Source organism: Yoonia sp. JB2-21 (assembly GCF_055693545.1).
The window spans coordinates 963,683-985,275 of record NZ_JBVFUC010000001.1 but is presented as its reverse complement, the minus strand read 5'-3'; the positions used below and the strand labels follow the sequence as shown (position 1 = coordinate 985,275).

Genomic DNA, 21,593 nt, shown 5'->3' with positions numbered 1-21,593 from the left:
CGGGTGGATTTCAATCCACCCCCCTGTCAGCTTGCGTGAGCCGCGCTCTTTGCGTAGGCGGTCAAATTATCAAGACCGCCGGCCCATCCCTGTTCAATTTCGTGCAGCGTCTCATCGCCAGAGAATGACGAAACCGCGACCGTTATGCTCAGCATCGTTTCCTTGCCTTTGCCTTCCAGCACATAGGTCACAAGGCTGGTTGAGACGGCTTCACCGCCAAAGATCAGGGTTTCGGTAAAGACGGCACGCTCTGGGGCGCTGAGATTGTACCACCGCGTTTCAACTTCGAATTCAGGTGCGTCCGCCGGCCCGCATCTCTGCCGGTCCTGCCCGCCAACCCGAACGTCGGCGACATCGGTGACCAACACCATGTCTGCGTCCGGCGCACCCCATTTTTCGCGGTGTTTGGCGTCAGTGACCAGATCCCACAATTTTGTCGGAGCAAGCGGCAGCGTGCGGTGCAGATCAAATGATTTGGTATCAAGAGGCATGGGTCAGTTCCTTTCCAGAGTTTCGTGGTGAAATGTGCTGCACCATCTATCAGCGAGGGGTTGCGGTCATTTGGCTTGATGTGTCGTCTCAGTCATCAAGGCCCTCAATGCTTCGGGCCAGCGCATCCAGCCGGTCCAACCGGCTTTCCCAGATTTCGCGTTGCCATGCCAGCCAGCCTTGCGCTTCGATCAGAGGGGCTGCCTCAATATGGCAGGTCCGCACCCGTCCTTTTTTGATGGACCGGACGATCCCCGTATTCTCAAGCACTTTGAGGTGGCGCATGAAGGTCGGCAGCGCCATGTCATGCGGTGCGTGCAATTCGCTGACACTGGCGGGGCCAGATGCGAGCCGCTCAATCACGGCGCGGCGGGTCGGGTCGGCCATGGCGCCGAAGAAGCTATCAAGTTGGTTAGTCATAGTGCTAAGTATTGTCGGCATAACGTCGTTTCGTCAAGACACTTAGTGAATTAGCTAACTGAACGCGCTGATCGCCGCTTGCGATGCCGTGTGCATTCGCTACTTTCGCGGTTATGACTGCTGACCCCCGATTCATTCACCTCCGCGTGCACACCGAATACTCTCTTCTAGAGGGGGCTATCCCGGTCAAGAAATTACCCGGTTTGATTGCCGGGATGGGCATGCCTGCCGTCGCAGTGACGGACACCAACAATATGTTCTGCGCGTTGGAATTTTCCGAAGGTGCATCAAAGGCTGGTGTCCAGCCGATTGTAGGCTGTCAGATTGATCTGGGGTTTGCGACGCCCGAGCCGGGCAAGCGGGCCGCGCCTCCGGCACCAATCGTTCTGCTTGCCCAGTCGGAAACGGGTTACATGAACCTGATGAAGCTGAACTCCTGCGCCTATCTGGATGCGCAAGGGCAACTGCCGCAGGTCAGTTTGGATGAATTGGCCGCACATCATGATGGTCTGATTTGTCTGTCCGGCGGCCCTGATGGGCCTGTCGGACGGTTGCTGCGCGAGGGCCAGCGTCCAAAGGCCGAGGAGCTGGTGGATCGGCTGGCCGCGATCTATCCCGACCGCCTTTATATCGAGCTTCAGCGCCATCCCGGGGATGGTTTGCCCGAAGCCGAACGCCTGTCAGAGCGCGGCCATATTGAAATGGCCTATGCCAAAGGTCTACCGTTGGTCGCGACAAATGATGTCTATTTCCCAAAGACGGAGCTTTACGAAGCCCATGATGCCCTGATCTGCATCGCAGAAGGCGCTTATGTTGATCAGCAAGAGCCACGCCGCAGGTTGACCGCCCAGCATTATCTGAAATCACCGCAGGAGATGGCGACCCTGTTTGCCGATCTGCCCGAAGCAATTGAGAACACCGTTGAGATTGCCAAACGTTGCGCGTTCAAGGCCTACAAGCGCGATCCGATCCTGCCCAAGTTTGCCGATGATGAGGTCGCAGAACTGCGGCGTCAGGCAGAGGAAGGGTTGAAGGCGCGTTTGGCTGTGATCCCACATGCCACATCGGTTGAGGAGTACGAAAAACGGCTGGAATTTGAACTGGGCATCATCGAGGGCATGGGCTTTCCCGGTTATTTCCTGATCGTTGCCGACTTTATCAAATGGTCCAAGGACAATGGCATTCCCGTGGGGCCGGGCCGTGGCTCTGGCGCGGGGTCTTTGGTGGCCTATGCGTTGCTGATCACCGATCTTGATCCGCTGCGCTATTCGCTACTGTTTGAACGGTTTTTGAATCCCGAACGTGTGTCGATGCCCGACTTTGATATTGATTTTTGCATGGACCGCCGCGAAGAAGTGATCCGCTATGTCCAAGACAAATACGGGCGCGACAAAGTGGGACAGATCATCACCTTTGGTGCGCTCTTGTCCAAGGCCGCCGTGCGCGATGTGGGTCGGGTTTTGCAGATGCCCTATGGGCAGGTGGACCGCCTGTCAAAGATGATTCCGGTGGAAGGGGTCAAGCCGGTATCGATTGAAAAGGCGTTGGCCGATGAACCGCGCTTGCGCGAAGAGGCCAAGAGCGAGGAGGTCGTGGGTCGTCTGCTGACCTACGCCCAGCAGGTTGAAGGATTGCTGCGCAACGCCTCCACCCACGCCGCTGGTGTCGTGATTGGGGATCGTCCGCTGGACGAGCTTGTCCCACTTTATCAGGATCCGCGTTCAGATATGCCCGCAACCCAGTTCAACATGAAGTGGGTCGAACAGGCGGGGCTGGTGAAGTTTGACTTTCTGGGCCTGAAGACGCTTACGGTGATCGAGAACGCGGTAAAGCTGATCCGCAAGGCGGGCCGTCCGTTAAATGTCGCTGCTGATGGTGCGCAGCTTTATGACGTGCTTGAGGGCTTTGAATACGACATCGGGGCGATCCCGCTGGATGATGAAAAGTCCTATGCGCTTTATTCCAGTGCCAAGACGACTGCGGTGTTTCAAGTGGAATCCAGCGGCATGATGGATGCGCTCAAGCGCATGAAGCCAACCTGTATCGAGGATATCGTGGCTTTGGTCGCCCTCTACCGTCCCGGCCCGATGGAGAATATCCCGACCTATTGCGAGGTGAAGAACGGGCAGCGCGAGCTGGAGTCCATCCACCCGTCGATTGACCACATCCTGAAAGAAACCCAAGGCATCATCGTCTACCAGGAACAGGTGATGGAAATCGCGCAGGTCATGGCGGGGTATAGCCTTGGTGGCGCTGATCTGTTGCGCCGGGCTATGGGTAAGAAGATCGCAGAAGAGATGGCTAAGGAACGCCCGAAGTTTGAAGAGGGTGCCAAGGCCAATGGGGTCGAGCCCAAGAAGGCCCGCGAGGTTTTCGACCTGTTGGAGAAATTCGCCAACTATGGTTTCAACAAATCACACGCCGCTGCCTATGCTGTCGTCAGCTATCAAACCGCGTGGCTGAAAGCGAACCATCCGGTCGAGTTCATGGCCGGCGTGATGAACTGTGATATTCACCTGACGGATAAGCTGGGGGTCTACTTCCAAGAGGTCAAAAAGGGGCTGGGGATCGCATACACCCCGCCGTGTGTGAACCGGTCGATGGCGACCTTTGATGTGAAAGATCAAAAGCTTGTCTATGCGCTGGGCGCGTTGAAAAACGTCGGCGTGGAGGCAATGAAACTGATCGTCGAAGCGCGCGGCGATGGTGAGTTTGTGAACCTCTTCGACTTTGCCCGCCGGGTGGATTTGAAACGTGTTGGCAAACGCCCGCTGGAAATGCTGGCCCGTGCGGGTGCCTTCGACGTGCTTGATCCAAACCGTCGCCGGGTGATGATGAGCCTTGATGCGCTCACGGCCTATTCGGGGGCAATCCATGATCAGAAATCATCGAACCAAGTGTCCTTGTTCGGCGATGCGGGTGAGGATCTACCAGAGCCGCGTTTGATGGGCGGCGAGGATTGGTTGCCTGCGGAACGGCTCGCCGAAGAGTTCAAGGCGATTGGATTTTACCTGTCTGGGCATCCGCTGGACGATTACATGGGACCGTTGAAGCGTAAGCAGGTTTTGACGCTGGACGATGTGATCGTGCGTGCGGGCAAAGGGGCTGCTGTTGTGAAAATGGCGGGTACTGTGTCGGGGCGTCAGGAACGCAAATCGGCGCGGGGCAACCGCTTTGCCTTTGTGCAACTGTCTGATCCCACGGGGCAATATGAAGTCACGATGTTCTCGGACACATTGGAGACAGCGCGGGAACATCTGGAAACAGGCAGCCAGATTGTGCTGACCTGCGAGGCGACGATGGAGGCGGATCAACTGAAGCTCCTGGGCCGTTCGGTCGCGCCGGTTGACACAATGGTTGCAGATGCGGGCGGGGCTGGATTGCGCGTGTTTATTGATGGGCCGGAGGTTATCGGGTCGGTGGCATCCGTTCTGGCGAATGCTGCGTCGGGGACCGTGCGAGCGGGCCGTGGCCCGGTCTATTTCTGCCTGATGGGGGACGGTCTGCCCGGTGAGGTCGAATTGGACCTTGGCGAAGAATTCCCTGTCAATCCGCAGATCAAGGGCGCGTTACGCTCTCTGGGCGGCGTGATTGAGGTGGAGGACGCATGAGGTAAGGTGGATCGTGATCCACCTTACATGCGCAAAATCCCTACCAGTGCGGCGGGCGTTGGTCCGCCAGTGGCACCGTTCCGCCGGCATCCATTTCGCGCGTTGCTTCGCGTTCCATCAACACAGCCAGCCGTCGTGTCGCCTGCGCCAGTTCGGTTTCCTGGCGGGCGACGATGTCTGACAACTCCTCGACCGTTTTGGTAAGGTGAGCGATTTGTTCTTCAAGATGTGTGGTGTCTGACATGGCGGCTGTCTACACCGCTTGTTTGCTTTCGAAAAGAGCAGGCAGGTCGCCCCGCGTTTTCGCATCGTTGATAAGTGTGCCAAAGTCGGCGTTCAGTGACTGCGCGAGTTGGTCGAAACTGTCGATCACAAAGTATGTCGGCTGGACGATGTCGATCCGATAGGGCGTGCGGAATATGGTCGGCAAATCAAACTCCTGCATCAGTGCCTCCCCCGACATTGCATGCGCTGCCTCTGCCGGTGATGACACGATACCGGCGCCATAGGCGCGCAGGCCGTCGGCAGTCCGGATTATGCCGAATTCGACTGTGAACCAAAACAGCCGGAACATATGCCAAGAATGACCTTTCCCCAGCGCCTTAGCTTTTTTGCCGAACCCTTCAATGAACTCGGCATATGCCGGGTTCGTCAGCATCGGACAATGGCCGAACACTTCATGAAAGAGGTCAGGTTCTTCGATGTAGTCCATATCTTCGCGTCCCCGCAGAAATGTCGCGACAGGGAATTTGCGTTGACTCAGCAAGTCGTAGAACTGCGACGGCGGGATGATCGCGGGCACGCCCGTTGCGCCGGCACCTGTGAGCACATACAGCTTTGCGTCGATGTCTTTGACCTGCGGGGTTTTGACGGCACGCAGCCCAAGCTTTGCAACCCCCTCCATGTATTCGGGTGCGACCTTACCGGGCAGGAAAGCCATCTGGCGGGTGTAGAGTTCGCCCCAAACCGCGTCATCTTCGGCCGTGTAGGTGTAGTGGCCTGCGGCATCGGGGGTGAGCGACGTGTAACTGGTATCTTTGGGCATGGCGGGTCTCCTTTGTTGGTAGGATGACCCTAAAATAATCGAATATGCTTATTGAAATGACAGGTTTTTGAGTTTTATTGGCAAGATGATAAGCGAGTTTTCGGCTAAAATGAAATATTCTGATCAAGAGCGCCGGTTGTTGGATGCGATGCAGGCGGATGCGGCGGCATCCCTCGCTGAACTGGCAGAACAGGCGGGCATGGCGACGTCGACTGTGTGGCGCAAGGTGCAGGAGTTTGAGAAACTGGGCTTAATCCGGGGCCGCGTGGCGCTGTTGGACCCTGCTTTGGCTGATGCCAAACTATGCGTCTTTGCCACGGTCCGCCTTTCTGATCATTCTGAGGACGCGATTGCGGGTTTCGCCTCGGTCATCCGCAGCCACAGCCAGATCATGGAGGCGCATGCGATATCGGGCACCGCCGATTATATGCTCAAGATCCGCTGCGCTGACGTGGACGGGTATGAGGCGTTCATGACCCATCACCTTTTGCGGTCGCCATACGTCAAATCGGTGGTCTCGTCCTTCAGCCTGAAAGAGTTGAAATATACGACTGCATTGCCCCTGTGACATTGCCGGGTTAAACGGCGCGTGAACGTGAAAGACTGGCAGGACCAACCCAATGGCCAAGATCAAGAAGCAACCGCGCCCCAAGGCTCAGACGCCCAAGGGCTTTCAGGATTATTTCGGCGCTGAGGTGACCCAGCGCACCGAGATGCTGGCCAAGATCGCGGCTGTTTATCATCGCTATGGGTTTGACGCGCTGGAAACCTCTGCTGTGGAAACGGTCGAGGCGCTGGGCAAGTTCCTGCCCGATGTGGATCGCCCGAACGAGGGTGTTTTTGCGTGGGAGGAAGACAATGATTGGCTGGCCCTGCGCTATGACCTGACCGCCCCTTTGGCCCGTGTTGCCGCCCAGTATCGCAACGATCTGCCCAGCCCCTATCGCCGCTATGCGATGGGCCCTGTATGGCGCAATGAAAAGCCCGGACCGGGCCGCTTTCGCCAGTTTTATCAATGTGATGCGGATACGGTTGGGGCGTCGTCAGTCGTGGCCGACGCCGAGATTTGCGCGATGCTGTCGGACACGTTGGAGGCCGTGGGGATCGCGCGCGGCGACTATGTGATCCGGGTGAATAACCGCAAGGTTTTGAATGGTGTGATGGAGGTCGCGGGCCTCTCTGGTGATGACAAAGAGGCCGAACGCGGGATCGTGCTGCGCGCGATAGATAAGCTGGATCGGCTGGGGCCAGACGGCGTGCGGGCGTTGTTGGGTGAGGGCCGCAAGGATGCCAGCGGAGACTTTACCAAGGGCGCTGGGCTGAATGATGAGCAGGCCGAGGTCGTGATGGGTTTCATGGCGGCCAAGCGCGATACTGGTGCCGCAACCGTTGCGCGGTTGCGCGAGCTTGTGGCGGGGTCCAACATCGGTGGTGAAGGTGCCGCTGAACTTGAAACCATGGCAGAGCTTTTGGATGCGCAAGGTTACACTGCGAACCGGATTGAGATTGACCCATCCGTCGTCCGTGGCCTGGGTTACTACACTGGCCCCGTCTACGAGGCTGAACTGACCTTTGAGATCAAAGACGAAAAGGGCCGTCCGCGTAACTTCGGCTCTGTCGCTGGTGGGGGCCGTTACGACGACCTCGTCAAGCGGTTCACCGGGCAGGAAGTGCCTGCTACGGGTGTCTCGATTGGTGTGGACAGGTTGCTGGCCGCCTTGCGCGCCAAGGGTCAGATGGATCAGGCCGCCGTCGGCCCGGTTGTTGTCACGGTCATGGATCGTGACCGCATGGCGGACTATCAGACCATGGTGTCGGAGTTGCGCAATGCCGGTATCCGGGCCGAGGTTTATTTGGGGAACCCGAAGAACTTTGGAAATCAGTTGAAGTATGCGGATAAGCGCAACTCTCCGGTCGCGATTATTGCGGGCAGTGATGAATTTGATGGCGGCATCGTGCAGATCAAGGACTTAGTTCTTGGGGCCGAGATTGCCAAGAACGCGACGCTGGAAGAATGGAAAGACCGCCCCAGCCAATACGAAGTGCCGCGTGATCAGATGATCGCGAAAGTGCGCGAGATTTTGGATGGGAGGGCTAGCTGTGGACTTGCTGAGTATGCTGACTGATGCCTTCTCCTTGCCTTGGTGGTTCTGGGGCATGCTGTTTGGTTTCGCCTTGATCATCGCGGGAGTCATGCTTGTGATGTGGCCGGTTATCGCATCTGGTGCTCTGCTGATGGTCTGTAGCTGTGTTGGTGCCTTGTGGAGGCAGTCTTGATGTCATCCTCTCCTGAAACCCTGACCGAGGCCCGCCGCCTGCGCGATCTCTTTGCCGCCAAGGGCGCACAGGTGATCAAGGCCGACGTCCTGCAACCCGCCGACACCCTGCTTGATCTTTATGGTGAAGATATCCGTGCGCGCGCTTACCTGACCTCGGACCCGTTGCGTGGTGAGATGGTGCTGCGTCCTGATTTTACCGTGCCTGTCGTCCAGATGCATATGGAAAGCCGCGCTGATCCGGCGCGTTATGCCTATGCAGGCAAGGTGTTTCGCAAGCAGGAAAGTGATGAGACCCGCGCGAATGAGTATGTGCAGGTGGGCTATGAGGTGTTTGACGGCCAGAACCCCGCCGCCGCCGATGCCGAGGTGTTTGCCGCGATTGCCGAAGGCTTGGCAGGTCTGCCTGTGCGCGCGGCGACCGGTGATATCGGTGTGTTGATGGCTGCCGTGCGTGGCCTGCGCACGACCGATGATCGCAAGGCGGCGCTATTGCGACATATCTGGCGGCCAGGCCGGTTTCGCACGCTGATGAAGCGGTTTGGATCGGGCAAGGTCACGGCCAAACGTGCGGCCCTTTTGGCGGCGGATGATCCTTTTGCCAAGGCAGGCCCCGATATTGGGTTGCGCAGCCGGCGTGAGGTTGCGGCCCGCATCGAGGCGCTGCGCGCTGATGCTGCTGCCGCCCCGATTGCCGCCGAAGAGATTGCGCTGATTGATGCCATCCTTGGGCTACGTGAAACGGCCACAAATGTGCTAAGTACCTTGCGCGATATCGCGGTGGATATGCCTGCGATTGGCGATGCTGTGGCAGGCATGGATGCGCGGTTGGATGCACTTTCGGCGCGGGATGTGGACGTGGATACGCTTGATTTTGAAGGCAGTTATGGCCGCACGTCGCTGGAATATTACGATGGCTTTGTCTTTGGCTTCTATGCGACCGGTCGCCCCGATCATCCGCCTGTGGCCACGGGCGGGCGCTATGACGCGCTGACAGCGCGACTGGGGGAGGGCCGTGCGGTGCCTGCTGTGGGGGGCGTGATCCGCCCCGATCTGGCGTTGGGGTTGCGGTGATGTTGAAGCTTGGTGTGCCCTCCAAGGGCCGGTTGATGGAAAAGACCTTTGATTGGTTTGGTGCGCGCGGCATTGGTCTGCGCAAATCCGGGTCTGATCGTGAATATGCGGGTGCCGTTGACGGGATTGACGGGGTTGAGTTGGTTCTGTTGTCGGCTGGGGAAATCCCGCGCGAGTTGGCTGCGGGCAATATCCATCTTGGTGTCACCGGGTCCGATCTGGTGCGCGAAAAGCTGGCCAATTGGGACAGTCAGGTCGCGGAACTGGCCCCGATGGGATTTGGCGGCGCTGATCTGATTATTGCCGTGCCGCAGGCGTGGGTCGATGTCTCGACCCTTGATGATCTGGATGCCGCCGCCGCCGCATTCCGCCGCACGCATGGGTTCCGGCTGCGGATTGCGACCAAATATCACCGGTTGGTCCGTGAGTTTTTGCGCGAGCAAGGCGTTGCGGATTACCAGTTGGTCGATAGCCAAGGGGCGACCGAAGGCACCGTCAAGAACGAGACCGCAGAGGCGATTGCAGATATCACATCCACCGGAGAGACGTTGCGCGCCAATGGTCTCAAGATCCTTGATGACGGGTTGATCCATGCGTCGCAGGCGACGCTGTTTCGCGGGCGTCGGCGGGATTGGACAGACGCGCAACGCAAGAAGCTCAAGGCGTTGACGATGGTGCTGGGCGTTTAGGCCAGCGCGGCTTTCGCACCGTCGCGGCATGCATCATGCAATGCTGCTGTCTTATGCTTGGCTTGCGTCAAACTTTCAGCGGCATCTGTGCCTGAGACGGCTGCTGCCGCCATTGCGGCCATGCTGTATGTCGGGACTTGCGTGATCCCTTTCAGTGCCTGACGGCATAACGCGTGAACCGCCAGATAATCGAGGTGACTGCCCAAAAGCCCGGCGCCGCGTTCTGCGCCCCCGTTCGCGTTACTTTCGCAGGCATCGGCGTCTGTCGACAGAAATGATCGGCAAATCATCGGGCGCGCCTCATATGCGCGGCAACTGCGGGTGTCGGGGTCCAATGCGGGACAAGCTCTGGCGTGCCAAGCGCGCCCATCGGGCTGGCCTTCGAGCGGGGAAACCGCCGCGTGAAGTTGCGTTGCCTCAAATGCGGTAATCACCCCGCCTTCGCCGTCCGTCAGGATGCAGCAAAAGGCGCAACCCTGCTTGCAAGCGGCGTTTTTGACCACGTCGGGTGGCGTCTTGAGGATTTCATCGCGCAGTGCGGTCCCAATGCGCCATGCCGTCCGGCCACTCGCCATCTCAAACACCACGTCTTTGATTGGCATTTCATATGCATGCGCGGTTTGCAGGTATGACGTCAGAGTGCGTTTTGCCCGCACCTCCATCGTTTGGCTGACGCCTTTAAGCTTTGCGCGTGCCACGCGTTTAGCCAGGTCTTCTATTGTTAGCGGGCCGGATTTGTCGGTCTTTTGTGCCTGCCTGCGTTCTGCGCGTGTCGATGGTGGTTTCATGGTGAAGCGTCTTTCATTGTGTCTTTAGCCCTTCGCGCAGAAAACGCCGCAGGATTTTGCCGGAAGCGGATTTCGGGATCTCATCGACGAAGTGCACCTCATGCACCTGTTTATAGTGTGCGAGCTGGGTAGCAAGATGCGCTTTGATCGCGGCCTCGTCCGGGGCCGGATCGCCGGTGACAACGAAAGCGATGGGTAACTCGCCCGCCTCGTGATCTGGTTTGCCGATCACGCCTGCATCCGTGATGCCTTCCATCGCAACAAGCGTTGCCTCCAGTTCTGCAGGGGCCACTTGGAAGCCTTTGTATTTGATCAGTTCTTTCAGGCGATCGGTGATGAACATATAGCCGTCGGCATCAATCATGGCGATGTCACCTGTCTTGAGCCAGCCGCCCTCTGCCAGCGTTTCTGCCGTGGCTTTGGCGTTATTGAGATAGCCTTGCATGACTTGCGGGCCCTTAATCCACAGCTCGCCTTCTTCGCCTGCGGGCAGGTCCGCGCCGCTGTCGATATCGACGATCCGGCACTGGGTGTTGGGGAGCGTTTGCCCCGATCCGCCAGAGCGCGGCGCGTCGTGCGGCGTGGCGTGTGAAACAGGCGCAAGTTCGGTCATCCCATAACCTTGCAGGCAAACGCAGTTCAGCCGGGACGCGACGGCGTCTGACAGCTCTGCCCCAAGCGGTGCTGCGCCGGAAAACACCTGTTTGACGGAAGAGAGATCATAGTCATCGACCAACGGATGTTTGGCCAGAGCGAGTGCGACGGGGGGCACGATCCACATGCGTTGCGATTTGTGATCCTGACAGATTTGCAAAAACAGCGGCAGATCAAAGCGCGGCATCGTGACCAGCGCCCCGCCACCGCCAAGGTGAATATTCATCAACACGGTCATGCCGTAGATATGAAAGAACGGCAGGAAGGCTGCGGCGACCTCTCCGGGTTGGAAGTCGGCGGCAGCGATGGTTTGATCTACGTTGACGACCAGATTGCGGTGCGACAGCATCACGCCTTTGGGCAGGCCTGTGGTGCCTGACGAGTAGGGCAGAACCACCGTGAAATCGTCAAGATCGACGGGGATTTGTGCGGTCATTGGATCACCAAAAAGGGCGGCGTATTCCGCTGTGCCGATGGCGATGACCGGGATGTCGCCGGCGTCTTCTTTTGCGTTTTCCATAAAGTCGGGGATGGTGATCAGCAGTTCTGCGCGCGCATCTCCGATTTGATGTCCGACCTCGTGTGCGGTGTAGGTGGGGTTGAGCGTTGTGATCGTGCCCCCAGCCCAAGCCACCGCATGAAAGACGACGCAATAGTCAGGGATGTTGGGGGCCATGATCGCGACGGTGTGCCCTGCGCCAAACCCTGCGGCGGTCAGCCCGCCTGCCATGCGTTTCACTTGATCCATGAAATCCGCCGCCGTCATCGTACGGCCCGACGGACCGTCGGTCAGCACGATGTCATCGGGACGGTTTTCGAGGCCCGCAAACACGCGCTGCGTGATTGAAAGGTCTGTGATGGCGACGTCGGGGAACGGGCTGGTGAAAATGGTCATGGTGATCCTCCTGCAAGGATCATGGCACAGGACTTAGCGCACACCAATCGCGGCGAGCGCTTTGGACAGTTCCGGGGGCAGCGCTTCTTCGTCTTGCCGCCCGTCTGGCAGGTCGCGCGGGGCGTCGGCGACGTTCAGGTAACGCCAGCCTTGGAAGGCGCGTTTGGGTGTCGCCTCGACCCGGATCAGCCCTGGTTTGCATGTGATTGCGCAGCGGCGGATGCCGTCGGCAGAGAGGTATTCATCAAGCCGCAGGATAGGTTGGCGGCACAGGATCACGCCTTTGATGACCCAGAAGATCGACCCGCCATTGAGGATTTCATCGCCGCGCTTGGGCCACATCCGGGTGATGTGGCGCGGCAGCCCGTCGTCAGACTGCGCACGTTTGGTCGCTTGCCATGCCGCTAACCCGGCGACGTCTTCGGTGCCGACGGATAGTTTGAGCATGTGGACAGTTTTCGACATCAATCCCCCCGGGATGCACAACATGTAAGCCGCTCTGAGTTGTAATCAACACATCCAGCGAGAAAGGTTTATGTGGTGTATGTGTTGAGATCAACCACTATATGTGGTAGCGTCACGGCCTGCGGCGATATTGACCCGATTTCGCCATTCCAAAGTGATACCCCACCCCGTAAGATGCAGGCCTTGCCTGCTGCCATTAGGAGATTCCCTGCCATGACCGCGTTCTCAGCCCCTATTGCCGAACAGATTTGGGACATGAAGTACCGGTTCAAACAAGCGGATGGCACCCCGATTGATGAAACGGTTGAGGACACTTGGCGCCGCATCGCCGGGTCATTGGCTGCGGTCGAGGATGATCCAAAGGCGTGGGAAGGCAAGTTCTACGACGCTTTGGCTGATTTCAAATATCTGCCTGCGGGCCGGATCACGGCAGGGGCAGGCACCGCGCGGTCGGTGACCTTGTTCAACTGCTTTGTCATGGGCACGGTTCCTGACAGCATGGGCGGTATCTTTGATATGCTCAAAGAGGCCGCGCTGACGATGCAGCAGGGGGGCGGCATTGGTTATGATTTTTCCACCATTCGCCCGAAAGGTGCAGACGTGAAAGGCGTGGCCGCTGACGCCTCTGGCCCGCTGTCATTCATGGATGTGTGGGACGCGATGTGCCGCACGATCATGTCCGCCGGGTCGCGCCGGGGGGCAATGATGGCGACGATGCGCTGCGATCACCCCGATGTTGAGGATTTCATCACCGCCAAATCGGACGCCGCTCGGCTGCGCATGTTCAATATGTCTGTGTTGATTACCGATCCCTTTATGGAAGCGGTGAAGGCAGACGGGTCGTGGGATCTGGTTTTCAACGGTGATATCTACCGCACTGTGCAAGCGCGTGAGTTGTGGGACGCGATTATGAAGTCGACCTATGATTACGCCGAACCCGGCGTGATCTTTATCGACCGCATCAACCAGATGAATAATCTAAACTACTGCGAGACGATTGCGGCGACGAACCCTTGCGTCACAGCAGATACCTGGGTGCATACCACCGCTGGGCCGCGTCAGGTGGCTGATCTGATTGGACGACCATTCACTGCTTTTGTTGATGGCAAGCCCTATGACAGCGGCCCGCAAGGTTTTTTTGCAACGGGTCATAAACCGATTTTGGAAGTCGCGACCCGCTGTGGTCGCGTGTTGCGATTGACGCCGGATCATTTGGTCCGTCAGGTCAGCCGTGCGACCCGCTACAAGCTTGAGACGACGTGGACTGCGGCGCAAGATTTGCGCCCTGACGACGAAATTGTTTTGCATAACCATGCAGATGCCGCTTGGGCGCAAAACGATCCCGAGGCTGAGCAGGGTTATCTGTTGGGCGCGTTGATCGGGGATGGCGTGATCCGCGATGACAAGACATTGCTGAGCGTTTGGATGGCCGACCCTTGCGCGGATGGATCGCTGCCTGCTGGTCCGTCAGCGATGATGACGCATATTGAAACGCTGTTGTCAGCGATGCCGCACCGCGCAGATTTCGCGGGCTGGCAGGCGATTGCCGCGCGCAATGAATACCGGATTGGCACAACAGCGCTGCGCGATTTGGCCGCCCGCTATGGTTTGGCGCGGGGACATAAGACGGTGACTCCGCAGATCGAGAAGGCAAGTGCTGGTTTCACGGCTGCTGTTCTACGTGGTTTGTTTGATGCAGATGGATCTGTGCAAGGCACGCAAGAAAAGGGCGTGTCCGTGCGCCTGGCCCAATCCGACCTGCCGTTGTTGCGGGCTGTTCAACGGATGCTGGGGCGTCTTGGGATCAATGCGGTGATCTATCAAAACCGCCGCGATGCGGGGCAACGAGAATTGCCCGATCAACGTGGTGGTATGGCCATGTACCCCACCAAAGCACAGCATGAGTTGGTCGTTTCGGGTGCGAATCTGTCCGGTTTTGAACAACGCGTTGGTTTTGTGGATACCGATAAGTCAACGCGTCTGACAAATGCGTTGGGCCGCTACAAGCGCGCAGCCAATCGCGAGCGTTTTGTAGCGCGCGTTGTCGATGTGCGCCCGGTGGGCAGCGCGGATGTGTTTGATGTGCAGGTTCCTGGCGTGAATGCTTTTGATGCAAATGGGCTTTACGTCCACAATTGCGGCGAACAGCCCTTGCCGCCTTATGGCGCATGCTTGCTGGGCTCTATCAATATGGCGCGTTTGGTTGCGGACCCGTTTGAGGATGCCGCTGCATTGGATGAGGCGGCGTTGACTGATTTGGTCGCCACGGCCGTCCGCATGATGGACAATGTCGTGGATGCCTCGCGCTTTCCCCTTGAGGCGCAGAAGGCGGAGGCCAAAGCCAAACGCCGCATTGGGTTGGGTGTCACCGGCTTGGCAGATGCGCTCTTGATGGTTGGTTTGCGCTATGGGTCCGATCAGGCCGCGGCGCAGACGGACAAATGGATGCATCAGATTGCCCGCGCGGCCTATCTCGCGTCGGTTGATCTTGCCAAAGAGAAGGGTGCCTTCCCGCTGTTTGACGCCGAACAGTTCCTTGCCAGTGGCGCCATGCAGGCGATGGACGCGGATGTGCGGGATGCGATTGCGGAGCACGGTATTCGCAACGCCTTGCTGACTTCAATCGCGCCCACAGGCACGATCAGCCTTTATGCGGGCAATGTGTCATCCGGGATCGAGCCTGTGTTTGCCTACGCCTACACCCGCAAGGTTTTGCAAAAAGACGGCTCGCGGACCGAGGAAGAAGTGGTCGATTACGCCGTGCAGATGTGGCGTGATCTGAAGGGTGACGCGCCTTTGCCGGATTATTTCGTCAATGCCCAAACGCTGGCCCCGCTGGACCATGTGCGGATGCAGGCGGCAGCACAGAAATGGATTGATTCCTCGATTTCCAAGACGATCAACTGCCCCGAGGACATCAGCTTTGATGCGTTCAAAGAGGTCTATATGGCCGCTTGGGATCAAGGCTGTAAGGGATGCACGACCTACCGGCCTAATGATGTGACCGGGTCTGTGTTGTCAGTGTCTGAGGAGGCATCGCCATCCGAAGTGCCCGCCCAAATCACGACGAGTGATGAGGGGGCCGAGGTCGTCTACATGTCCGAGCCGCTGGACCGTCCGCAAGAGTTGGAGGGGGCGACCTATAAACTGAAATGGCCCGACAGTGAGCATGCCATCTATATCACCGTGAATGATCTTGTGATTGCAGGACATCCGCGTCCGTTTGAGGTGTTTATCAATTCCAAAAACATGGAGCATTTTGCGTGGACCGTGGCGCTGACACGCATGATTTCGGCGGTGTTCCGGCGCGGGGGTGATGTGTCGTTTGTCGTGGAAGAGCTGAAGGCGGTGTTTGATCCGCGCGGAGGCGCATGGATGCAGGGCAAATATGTGCCGTCGATTTTGGCTGCTATCGGTGGCGTGATCGAAAAGCACATGATCGCCACCGGGTTTTTGGCAGGCGAAGGCATGGGGCTGAAGGCGGATCCGCAGGCCGATGTGGTTGCGATCAACGGCGCGCCGCGCGGCAAGGCCTGTTCGTCTTGCGGATCTTACGAGTTACGCATGGTCGAGGGATGTATGACTTGCGGGTCTTGTGGCTATTCTAAGTGCGGCTAGGCCTGGAATGGCGTGCGGCAAGTGTGGGACCTCGCATAACTTGGCCACTTAGGGGTGTTTTTTGACCACTCCACACGGATCAAATGACCATCGATCTTTATGAGATCGGTGGTTTTTTAATGTTTTCAGTGACTTGTGGGTTTTCTGCTTGTCGGCCGTCTGCGCCATAGGCGTTTTAGACGCCGCGCAGCCACGGGCTTGCATTGCTCCCTCGTTTGTTCACTAAGTGTACCACAGGTTCCGGAACCTTTCATATCACATCTGCTCGGTGGTCGTTGGTCGTCGGGTGAACGCGCAAGGTCGCCTTTGCGCTATGAAAGGATTCCCACATGACCCGATCCCAAACTACCATTCCGTTTCACAATCTTACCTTCCATGACGACCAACCCAAACTGCGGGATGTCGAGAAGCGTCTGACGAATTTTCTGAAGACATCCCGCGAGAATGCTCAGCGCGCTGAGATCGCGGCGGGTCGCATGACGGATGATGACCGCGTGTACCCGTACGACTTGGTCGATGACGCCGACAAACAGCGGATCAAAGGGCGCGCCATTTGGTTCCTCGAGCGACAGCAAGCTGCGTCTGGTATGTCACATCTTTCTGCAGAAAACCGCGTTAGGCTAATGGCCCTCAGAGGTGGGCTGCCGGTTGCCCGTGTTGCCACGGAACATGAGGCTGATGAGATCGCCGCAGAACTTCATGCTGAGATGCCTTGGATGTCTCAGGCGACCGAGGCCGTTTGGTATGGCCTACGCGCATCGGCAAGGGAAGGGTTGCCCGGATTGCGCTTCAACCCGCTTGTCTTGGTCGGCTCTCCCGGGATCGGCAAAAGCTATTGGGCCCGCCGTCTGGCGCATCATCTGGCGGTGCCGACGACCATGATTGATGCGACTGGTGAACCAGCCACGTTTGCACTCGTCGGCTCTCAGCGAGGGTGGTCTACCGCAACACCAGGCAAGCTGATGCAGACGGTTTTACGCGATCGACACGGCGGGCCATTGGTCATCGTCGATGAGGTGGAAAAGGCGGGCGATGTTCACTCAAGCAGAGGCACGCGTCACGCGCTGACCGACGCGGTCCTGCCGCTGCTGGAACGCATGACGGCGGCGACGTGGGAATGCCCATTTTTTCAGATCAAATGCGATATGTCCTGGGTGAACTGGGTGATGACAGCCAATAGCCGCCAAGGCTTGCCTGAGCCCTTGCAAAGCCGTTGCCAGGTCTTGGACCTTCCGGACCTGACGACAAGCCAGCTGCGGCAGTTTGCAGAGACTGAAGGCGCGCGTCGGGGTTTGCCGGATCCTGCAATTGAAGCCTTAATGGATGTCTTCGACTGCGGGGCGATTGCGCACGCCGGTTTGAGCTTGCGGACAGTCAGTCGCATGCTCGACCGCGCCCAGACGCTGGCCTGCCAGCCAATGCTGAACTGAGGTCGCGTAATGAATTATCAAACCATTCCGTACCATACCGGTGACATCGCCATTTTGGCTGATCTCCATTATGACAGCTATCGCCGCTTCTCCCTACACCCCATCAATCAATGGGCTCTGCAAGACATCGCCTGGAACGCCGATGCCCTGATCCTTGCTGGCGACCTGACCAACGGGCCAGCTGATCGCTGGGCGCAGGTGATCCAGTATCTATCCGAGTTCATTCTGCCAGAGCGGATTTACGCGCTACCTGGGAATCACGATTATTACGACGCACACCTGACCGACGACCATAAGCTCGAAAGGGTAGCGAAGAACGCTGGTGCGCATTTCGTACAGAAAACAGCCTTGCTGCATGGTGATACGCGCATCTTTTGTTGCACTTTGTGGTCGGATTTTAACCTATCTGGTGAGCCATCCATCGCCATGCGCAATGCTGACTTACTTATGGCAGACTATGACATGATCGGAGCCCCCCTGGATCCCAGCAGTCCCATCGACAGTGTCCCAATCATGCATCGAGAGCGTCGATTGAAGCCCAGAGAAGTTCTTCGCGTTCATTGGGACCATCGTTCTTGGCTCACGCGCAGTCTGGCGAGCCAACATCCGACGGGAGCAGACGGCAAAACGGTCGTTGTCACACATCACGGCCCTCATCCTGCCGTCGCTGGTGAGATCGACACGCTTTCTTCTGCGTTCCACTCAGACATGAGTGAACTTCTCATTCAGTATCGGCCAGACGCATGGTTTTTTGGCCATTCTCATCGACGGCTTCGCGCGAAGGTTCAAGGCACGGATATCAGGAACGTGTCCGTTGGATACGCGGGTGAGTTGATCGATGAGTCAGTTTCATATTTGAGGGAAGCTTGCTTGTGGAAAGCCTGATCAGAACGGCGCTTGCGCTTCGATTGGTACGCTACTTTCTGCGCTAGCAGTATGTTGTTTTTCCACAAAGATGGCGGAAAATAGTCATTCGCTGCGGTTGCATAGGCCTTTGGATACTTTAGCAAAGCGGACATCCATGATCCTATTGGACTTAAACCAGTTTCAATGCGCGTCTTAGTCTGGTGCGCCAACTAGACTGAGGTGAGCTTGATTAAATCCTTTGAGCCCGGTGTGCGACCATTTCGATCTTTCCAACTGGGATAGATTTTTCCGTCAAGACTCAAGCGAACGATCGCCTGTCCAAGTTCTGTTCGTTTCAAAAATAATGTCTGTTGAGCCAGAGCACACAATTCTTCAAATTGGATGCCACCATGATGAGCACCCAGCAATGTCGTCAAGACTTCATGAGCCGTATCTTGATGTCGCTTGCGCGCCCTCAGGTATGGACCTCTTATCTCCAGTGGTTCGTCAAGAGCATCGAACAGACCCGGTCCGTTATCACTCGTGGACTTTGTATAAATTGTTCTGTCGTGCTCAGATAGAGCGCCATATTCTGCCGACCTCATAACCTCCATCCCAGCGGGATGGTTGGTCGCATAGGCCAAACTAAAATGTATCTGATCTTTGTCGGGGTTGTGGACTGGCGATATTGCAAAGCCTCACATGCTTTCTCAAGGCGATGCTCCAATACATAGGCATGCACTGTTCGACCGGTCTGCGCCTTAAACGCCCGGGTGAACCAACTGGGACTCATGCAGGCCACGGCGGCCAGATCACTCACCGTCATCCCAGTGGCCAAATACATGTGGATGTACTCAATTGCTCGATCAATACGCTTGTCCGTGCCGCGCGTTGAGGGCGCCTTTTGATTTGGCCCGGCAAACGCCATCGCGCGTGCTGTCATCGCAATAGCCAACCCTTCCAGATACAACCTGTCCGCTATCGGCTGACGCAAGTGGTCAATCGCCATCTGTGCCAATAGCCCAGAGCTTGCGTCAACACCGCTGAAATGATCGGCCCGTTCTAGGTCAAAATCCTCAACTTGCTCAGATACCAACTCGATAAAGCTGTCGTCAGTAAACTCCATCAGGCATTCCCAACTGTGGTTCTGACATTGCAAAACAAAATCAGTACCACTGGGCAAGAACGCACTGCCAGACTTGAAAGCGGTCGCCAACTCAACCGGTGTACCGTTTACCTTTACCTTTGAGAACGTCGCGGGGGTCGACGGAACCGTGTTGATGACAGTGCCCTGCAACTGAACATTGAGATCAACATGCCCAGGCGGCATCGCCAAAATCGAAATACCATTCACATCACAGCGAAACCCATCTGGACGGAGGTATGGTGCTAGGGTTCCTGTGGTTATTTTATCTACAAAAACACTATCCAGCACCGGAAGGTTCCTCCTAATCGCAAGGAGACCGTCACCTTTGCTGCCACAGATATAAGTCTGAAAAATCCGGTTACCAGTCCAGCCACTCCTCAACGGACTGGAGAGCCAACTATGGCCCAAGAACGACCGACCTGGCGAAACTGGTTCGGTTGCAGCAAACGTGAGGTGTTGCTACGGTTGCCTTGGCGGACGTAAGCCGCGCTATTTATTCACATGCGCCCAGACCTGGGAAATCACTACGGAGCCCTCGCCGACGGCTGACGCGACACGTTTCACTGATTGCGCCCGCACATCCCCAACAGCAAACACACCAGGGCAGGATGTGGCGAATGGTGACGTCGCATCTGCCCCAGTGATGACAAATCCGCGTGCGTCAAGATCGCAATGATCCGTGAGCCACGTGGTGTTCGGCGCAGCACCGACCATGATAAACGCAGCAGGCGTCGCCAAATCCCAATCAGCGCCGTCTTTTTCGATGGCGACACGTTCCATTTTGTCTTGCCCATGCAGGGACTTAAGCTGGGATTTATAGTGGATGGTGATGTCAGGGTTTGTTTCAAGACGAGACAACAAATACTGCGACATAGAGGCCGCAAGACTGTCTTTGCGCACCAGAATATGGACGTGTTTTGCGGTGCGCGACAGATACATCGCCGCTTGTCCGGCAGAGTTACCGCCACCTACAACGACGACCTCTGCGTCTTTGCAGTAGCGGGCTTCCATTTCCGTAGCCGCATAGTAGATGCCGCTACCTTCAAGGTGCTCTAAGCCATCCAAAGGCAGGCGGTTATATTGCACCCCTGTCGCGACAATGACCGATTTGGCGCATAGCACCTGACCGTCGTCCAATGTTGCATGAAACAGCTGATCCGCGTCGATAGCCATAGCTTCAACACGACGCGGGACGGCAAAGCGGGTGCCGAATTTCATTGCTTGAATCTCACCGCGCCAAACAAGATCGGCGCCGGAAATGCCTGTTGGAAATCCAAGGTAATTCTCGATCCGGCTTGACGTGCCTGCCTGTCCACCAACGGCGATGTCTTCGACCACGATGGCGGATAGCCCTTCGGCACCAGCATAGACGGCCGCTGCGACACCTGCGGGGCCGGCACCAACGATCAAGACATCGACGACCTCATCGGCATCTATCACCAAATCAAGCCCAAGCAGGCGTGCAACCCTGGCTGGGGTTGGGTTTTCGACGACCCGGTCTTGTCCGAAAATCACAGCCGGTTCTGTCAACGCGACACCACAAGTCTGTGCGATCCCTTGGGCTTGCGCTGATCCTATTTCGATAACTTGGAACGGGATTTTGTTGCGCGACGCAAAATCGGCAATCGTGCGAATTTGTGCGCTAACCTCGAGGCCGATAAGCCTAAGCGAGGTATCACCGTCTTCAAGTTGACGGCGACGACGGGCCGCAAAGACGGTAATGACGATGTCCGACATTTCCGGAATACGTGCCATCGCCGCCAGCATGTTTTCGCGGGGCACGACAATGGCTGTTGTGTCTTCTTTGGCGCGCATCGGCATGGCGTAGGCCCCGCCATTCAAAAACGAAATCTCGCCCATAAATTGGGTTGGCCCAAGCGACGCGGGCAAATAAGACTCGCGGGTGAAGGGATCAATGACTTCGATGGCGCCGTCCAAGATATAGACAAACGTATCCATCGGATCGCCAACTTCGGCGATGATGTCGCCCTTCGCATAGTCTACGATACGTCCTTCTTTGCGCAATTCGGCAACATGGCTTTCATGCAATGGCGTGCGCGCCATTTCTTTAAGATTACTGGCAAGGCTTTCCATAAACGCGCTCCTGAAGGGGGATGAACCAAGTGTTGCACATGTCCTTGGGCAC

The 21,593-nt window shown here is 57.3% G+C and carries 18 protein-coding genes and 1 pseudogene; 9 read left to right on the top strand and 10 right to left on the bottom strand.

Annotation, left to right across the window (positions count from 1 at the left end; translation table 11 throughout):
- Positions 1–26: 26 nt before the first annotated feature.
- Positions 27–491 (bottom strand): SRPBCC domain-containing protein, encoded by a 465-nt coding sequence (locus tag ACZ1G5_RS04960; protein WP_472731796.1) that lies wholly within the window; start codon positions 489–491, stop codon positions 27–29.
- Between the two features lie 88 nt (positions 492–579).
- Entirely contained in the window at positions 580–909 is a 330-nt protein-coding gene (locus tag ACZ1G5_RS04955) for an ArsR/SmtB family transcription factor (protein ID WP_472731795.1), read from the bottom strand.
- A gap of 113 nt (positions 910–1,022) precedes the next feature.
- Between ACZ1G5_RS04955 and dnaE the strand changes: the two genes are divergently transcribed.
- Positions 1,023–4,520, top strand: a complete 3,498-nt coding sequence (dnaE, locus tag ACZ1G5_RS04950; RefSeq protein WP_472731794.1) for a DNA polymerase III subunit alpha — start codon at positions 1,023–1,025, stop codon at positions 4,518–4,520.
- A gap of 40 nt (positions 4,521–4,560) precedes the next feature.
- Here the strand turns inward: dnaE and ACZ1G5_RS04945 are convergent, their stop codons facing one another.
- The gene (locus tag ACZ1G5_RS04945) at positions 4,561–4,764 is read right to left on the bottom strand and encodes a SlyX family protein (protein WP_472731793.1); all 204 of its coding nucleotides are present in this window, start codon (positions 4,762–4,764) and stop codon (positions 4,561–4,563) included.
- A 9-nt stretch (positions 4,765–4,773) separates the two neighbouring features.
- Positions 4,774–5,601, bottom strand: a complete 828-nt coding sequence (locus ACZ1G5_RS04940; RefSeq protein WP_472734275.1) for a phenylalanine 4-monooxygenase — start codon at positions 5,599–5,601, stop codon at positions 4,774–4,776.
- Between the two features lie 73 nt (positions 5,602–5,674).
- Between ACZ1G5_RS04940 and ACZ1G5_RS04935 the strand changes: the two genes are divergently transcribed.
- From ACZ1G5_RS04935 to hisG, 4 genes are all read left to right on the top strand, one after another.
- Positions 5,675–6,133, top strand: a complete 459-nt coding sequence (locus tag ACZ1G5_RS04935) for an Lrp/AsnC family transcriptional regulator (RefSeq protein WP_472731792.1) — start codon at positions 5,675–5,677, stop codon at positions 6,131–6,133.
- 52 nt (positions 6,134–6,185) lie between these two features.
- A complete protein-coding gene (hisS, locus tag ACZ1G5_RS04930; protein ID WP_472731791.1) occupies positions 6,186–7,691 on the top strand; it encodes a histidine--tRNA ligase in 1,506 nt (501 codons plus the stop codon).
- A gap of 150 nt (positions 7,692–7,841) precedes the next feature.
- Complete coding sequence (locus tag ACZ1G5_RS04925; RefSeq protein ID WP_472731790.1) at positions 7,842–8,915, top strand: ATP phosphoribosyltransferase regulatory subunit; 1,074 nt, start codon at positions 7,842–7,844, stop codon at positions 8,913–8,915.
- Positions 8,912–9,604, top strand: a complete 693-nt coding sequence (gene hisG / locus ACZ1G5_RS04920) for an ATP phosphoribosyltransferase (protein ID WP_472731789.1) — start codon at positions 8,912–8,914, stop codon at positions 9,602–9,604. The genes ACZ1G5_RS04925 and hisG overlap by 4 nt, the downstream gene beginning before the upstream one ends.
- Here the strand turns inward: hisG and ACZ1G5_RS04915 are convergent.
- The 3 genes from ACZ1G5_RS04915 to ACZ1G5_RS04905 are packed head-to-tail and all read right to left on the bottom strand — an operon-like array spanning position 9,601 to position 12,406.
- Complete coding sequence (locus ACZ1G5_RS04915) at positions 9,601–10,392, bottom strand: YkgJ family cysteine cluster protein (RefSeq protein WP_472731788.1); 792 nt, start codon at positions 10,390–10,392, stop codon at positions 9,601–9,603. The genes hisG and ACZ1G5_RS04915 overlap by 4 nt on opposite strands.
- 13 nt (positions 10,393–10,405) lie before the next feature.
- The gene (locus ACZ1G5_RS04910; RefSeq protein WP_472731787.1) at positions 10,406–11,941 is read right to left on the bottom strand and encodes an AMP-binding protein; all 1,536 of its coding nucleotides are present in this window, start codon (positions 11,939–11,941) and stop codon (positions 10,406–10,408) included.
- A gap of 33 nt (positions 11,942–11,974) precedes the next feature.
- Positions 11,975–12,406, bottom strand: a complete 432-nt coding sequence (locus ACZ1G5_RS04905) for a DUF1489 family protein (protein ID WP_472731786.1) — start codon at positions 12,404–12,406, stop codon at positions 11,975–11,977.
- A gap of 174 nt (positions 12,407–12,580) precedes the next feature.
- Here ACZ1G5_RS04905 and ACZ1G5_RS04900 point away from each other — a divergent pair.
- From ACZ1G5_RS04900 to ACZ1G5_RS04885, 4 genes and pseudogenes are all read left to right on the top strand, one after another.
- Positions 12,581–12,844: pseudogene (locus tag ACZ1G5_RS04900) on the top strand (ribonucleotide reductase N-terminal alpha domain-containing protein); the annotation flags it as partial.
- 39 nt (positions 12,845–12,883) lie between these two features.
- Entirely contained in the window at positions 12,884–16,024 is a 3,141-nt protein-coding gene (locus tag ACZ1G5_RS04895) for an LAGLIDADG family homing endonuclease (protein WP_472734274.1), read from the top strand.
- Positions 16,025–16,353: 329 nt separating this feature from the next.
- Positions 16,354–17,454 (top strand): AAA family ATPase, encoded by a 1,101-nt coding sequence (locus ACZ1G5_RS04890; protein ID WP_472731785.1) that lies wholly within the window; start codon positions 16,354–16,356, stop codon positions 17,452–17,454.
- A gap of 9 nt (positions 17,455–17,463) precedes the next feature.
- Complete coding sequence (locus tag ACZ1G5_RS04885) at positions 17,464–18,339, top strand: metallophosphoesterase (RefSeq protein ID WP_472731784.1); 876 nt, start codon at positions 17,464–17,466, stop codon at positions 18,337–18,339.
- Between the two features lie 191 nt (positions 18,340–18,530).
- Here the strand turns inward: ACZ1G5_RS04885 and ACZ1G5_RS04880 are convergent, their stop codons facing one another.
- The 3 genes from ACZ1G5_RS04880 to ACZ1G5_RS04870 form a co-directional block, all read right to left on the bottom strand.
- On the bottom strand, positions 18,531–18,905 hold the full coding sequence (locus ACZ1G5_RS04880) for a hypothetical protein (RefSeq protein WP_472731783.1): 375 nt from the start codon (positions 18,903–18,905) through the stop codon (positions 18,531–18,533).
- Complete coding sequence (locus ACZ1G5_RS04875; protein ID WP_472731782.1) at positions 18,902–19,735, bottom strand: helix-turn-helix domain-containing protein; 834 nt, start codon at positions 19,733–19,735, stop codon at positions 18,902–18,904. Before ACZ1G5_RS04875 ends, ACZ1G5_RS04880 begins: the two co-directional genes overlap by 4 nt.
- Before the next feature lie 201 nt (positions 19,736–19,936).
- Entirely contained in the window at positions 19,937–21,541 is a 1,605-nt protein-coding gene (locus tag ACZ1G5_RS04870) for an FAD-dependent oxidoreductase (RefSeq protein ID WP_472731781.1), read from the bottom strand.
- Positions 21,542–21,593 lie beyond the last annotated feature (52 nt).

Excerpts from the sequence above, each read along its gene's own strand:
- ACZ1G5_RS04960 (WP_472731796.1), bottom strand. The coding sequence starts at position 491 with ATGCCTCTTGATACCAAATCATTTGATCTGCACCGCACGCTGCCGCTT.
- ACZ1G5_RS04955 (WP_472731795.1), bottom strand. The coding sequence starts at position 909 with ATGACTAACCAACTTGATAGCTTCTTCGGCGCCATGGCCGACCCGACC.
- dnaE (WP_472731794.1), top strand. The coding sequence starts at position 1,023 with ATGACTGCTGACCCCCGATTCATTCACCTCCGCGTGCACACCGAATAC.
- ACZ1G5_RS04945 (WP_472731793.1), bottom strand. The coding sequence starts at position 4,764 with ATGTCAGACACCACACATCTTGAAGAACAAATCGCTCACCTTACCAAA.
- ACZ1G5_RS04935 (WP_472731792.1), top strand. The coding sequence starts at position 5,675 with ATGAAATATTCTGATCAAGAGCGCCGGTTGTTGGATGCGATGCAGGCG.
- hisS (WP_472731791.1), top strand. The coding sequence starts at position 6,186 with ATGGCCAAGATCAAGAAGCAACCGCGCCCCAAGGCTCAGACGCCCAAG.
- ACZ1G5_RS04925 (WP_472731790.1), top strand. The coding sequence starts at position 7,842 with ATGTCATCCTCTCCTGAAACCCTGACCGAGGCCCGCCGCCTGCGCGAT.
- ACZ1G5_RS04915 (WP_472731788.1), bottom strand. The coding sequence starts at position 10,392 with ATGAAACCACCATCGACACGCGCAGAACGCAGGCAGGCACAAAAGACC.
- ACZ1G5_RS04910 (WP_472731787.1), bottom strand. The coding sequence starts at position 11,941 with ATGACCATTTTCACCAGCCCGTTCCCCGACGTCGCCATCACAGACCTT.
- ACZ1G5_RS04905 (WP_472731786.1), bottom strand. The coding sequence starts at position 12,406 with ATGTCGAAAACTGTCCACATGCTCAAACTATCCGTCGGCACCGAAGAC.
- ACZ1G5_RS04895 (WP_472734274.1), top strand. The coding sequence starts at position 12,884 with ATGGGCACGGTTCCTGACAGCATGGGCGGTATCTTTGATATGCTCAAA.
- ACZ1G5_RS04890 (WP_472731785.1), top strand. The coding sequence starts at position 16,354 with ATGACCCGATCCCAAACTACCATTCCGTTTCACAATCTTACCTTCCAT.
- ACZ1G5_RS04885 (WP_472731784.1), top strand. The coding sequence starts at position 17,464 with ATGAATTATCAAACCATTCCGTACCATACCGGTGACATCGCCATTTTG.
- ACZ1G5_RS04880 (WP_472731783.1), bottom strand. The coding sequence starts at position 18,905 with ATGAGGTCGGCAGAATATGGCGCTCTATCTGAGCACGACAGAACAATT.
- ACZ1G5_RS04870 (WP_472731781.1), bottom strand. The coding sequence starts at position 21,541 with ATGGAAAGCCTTGCCAGTAATCTTAAAGAAATGGCGCGCACGCCATTG.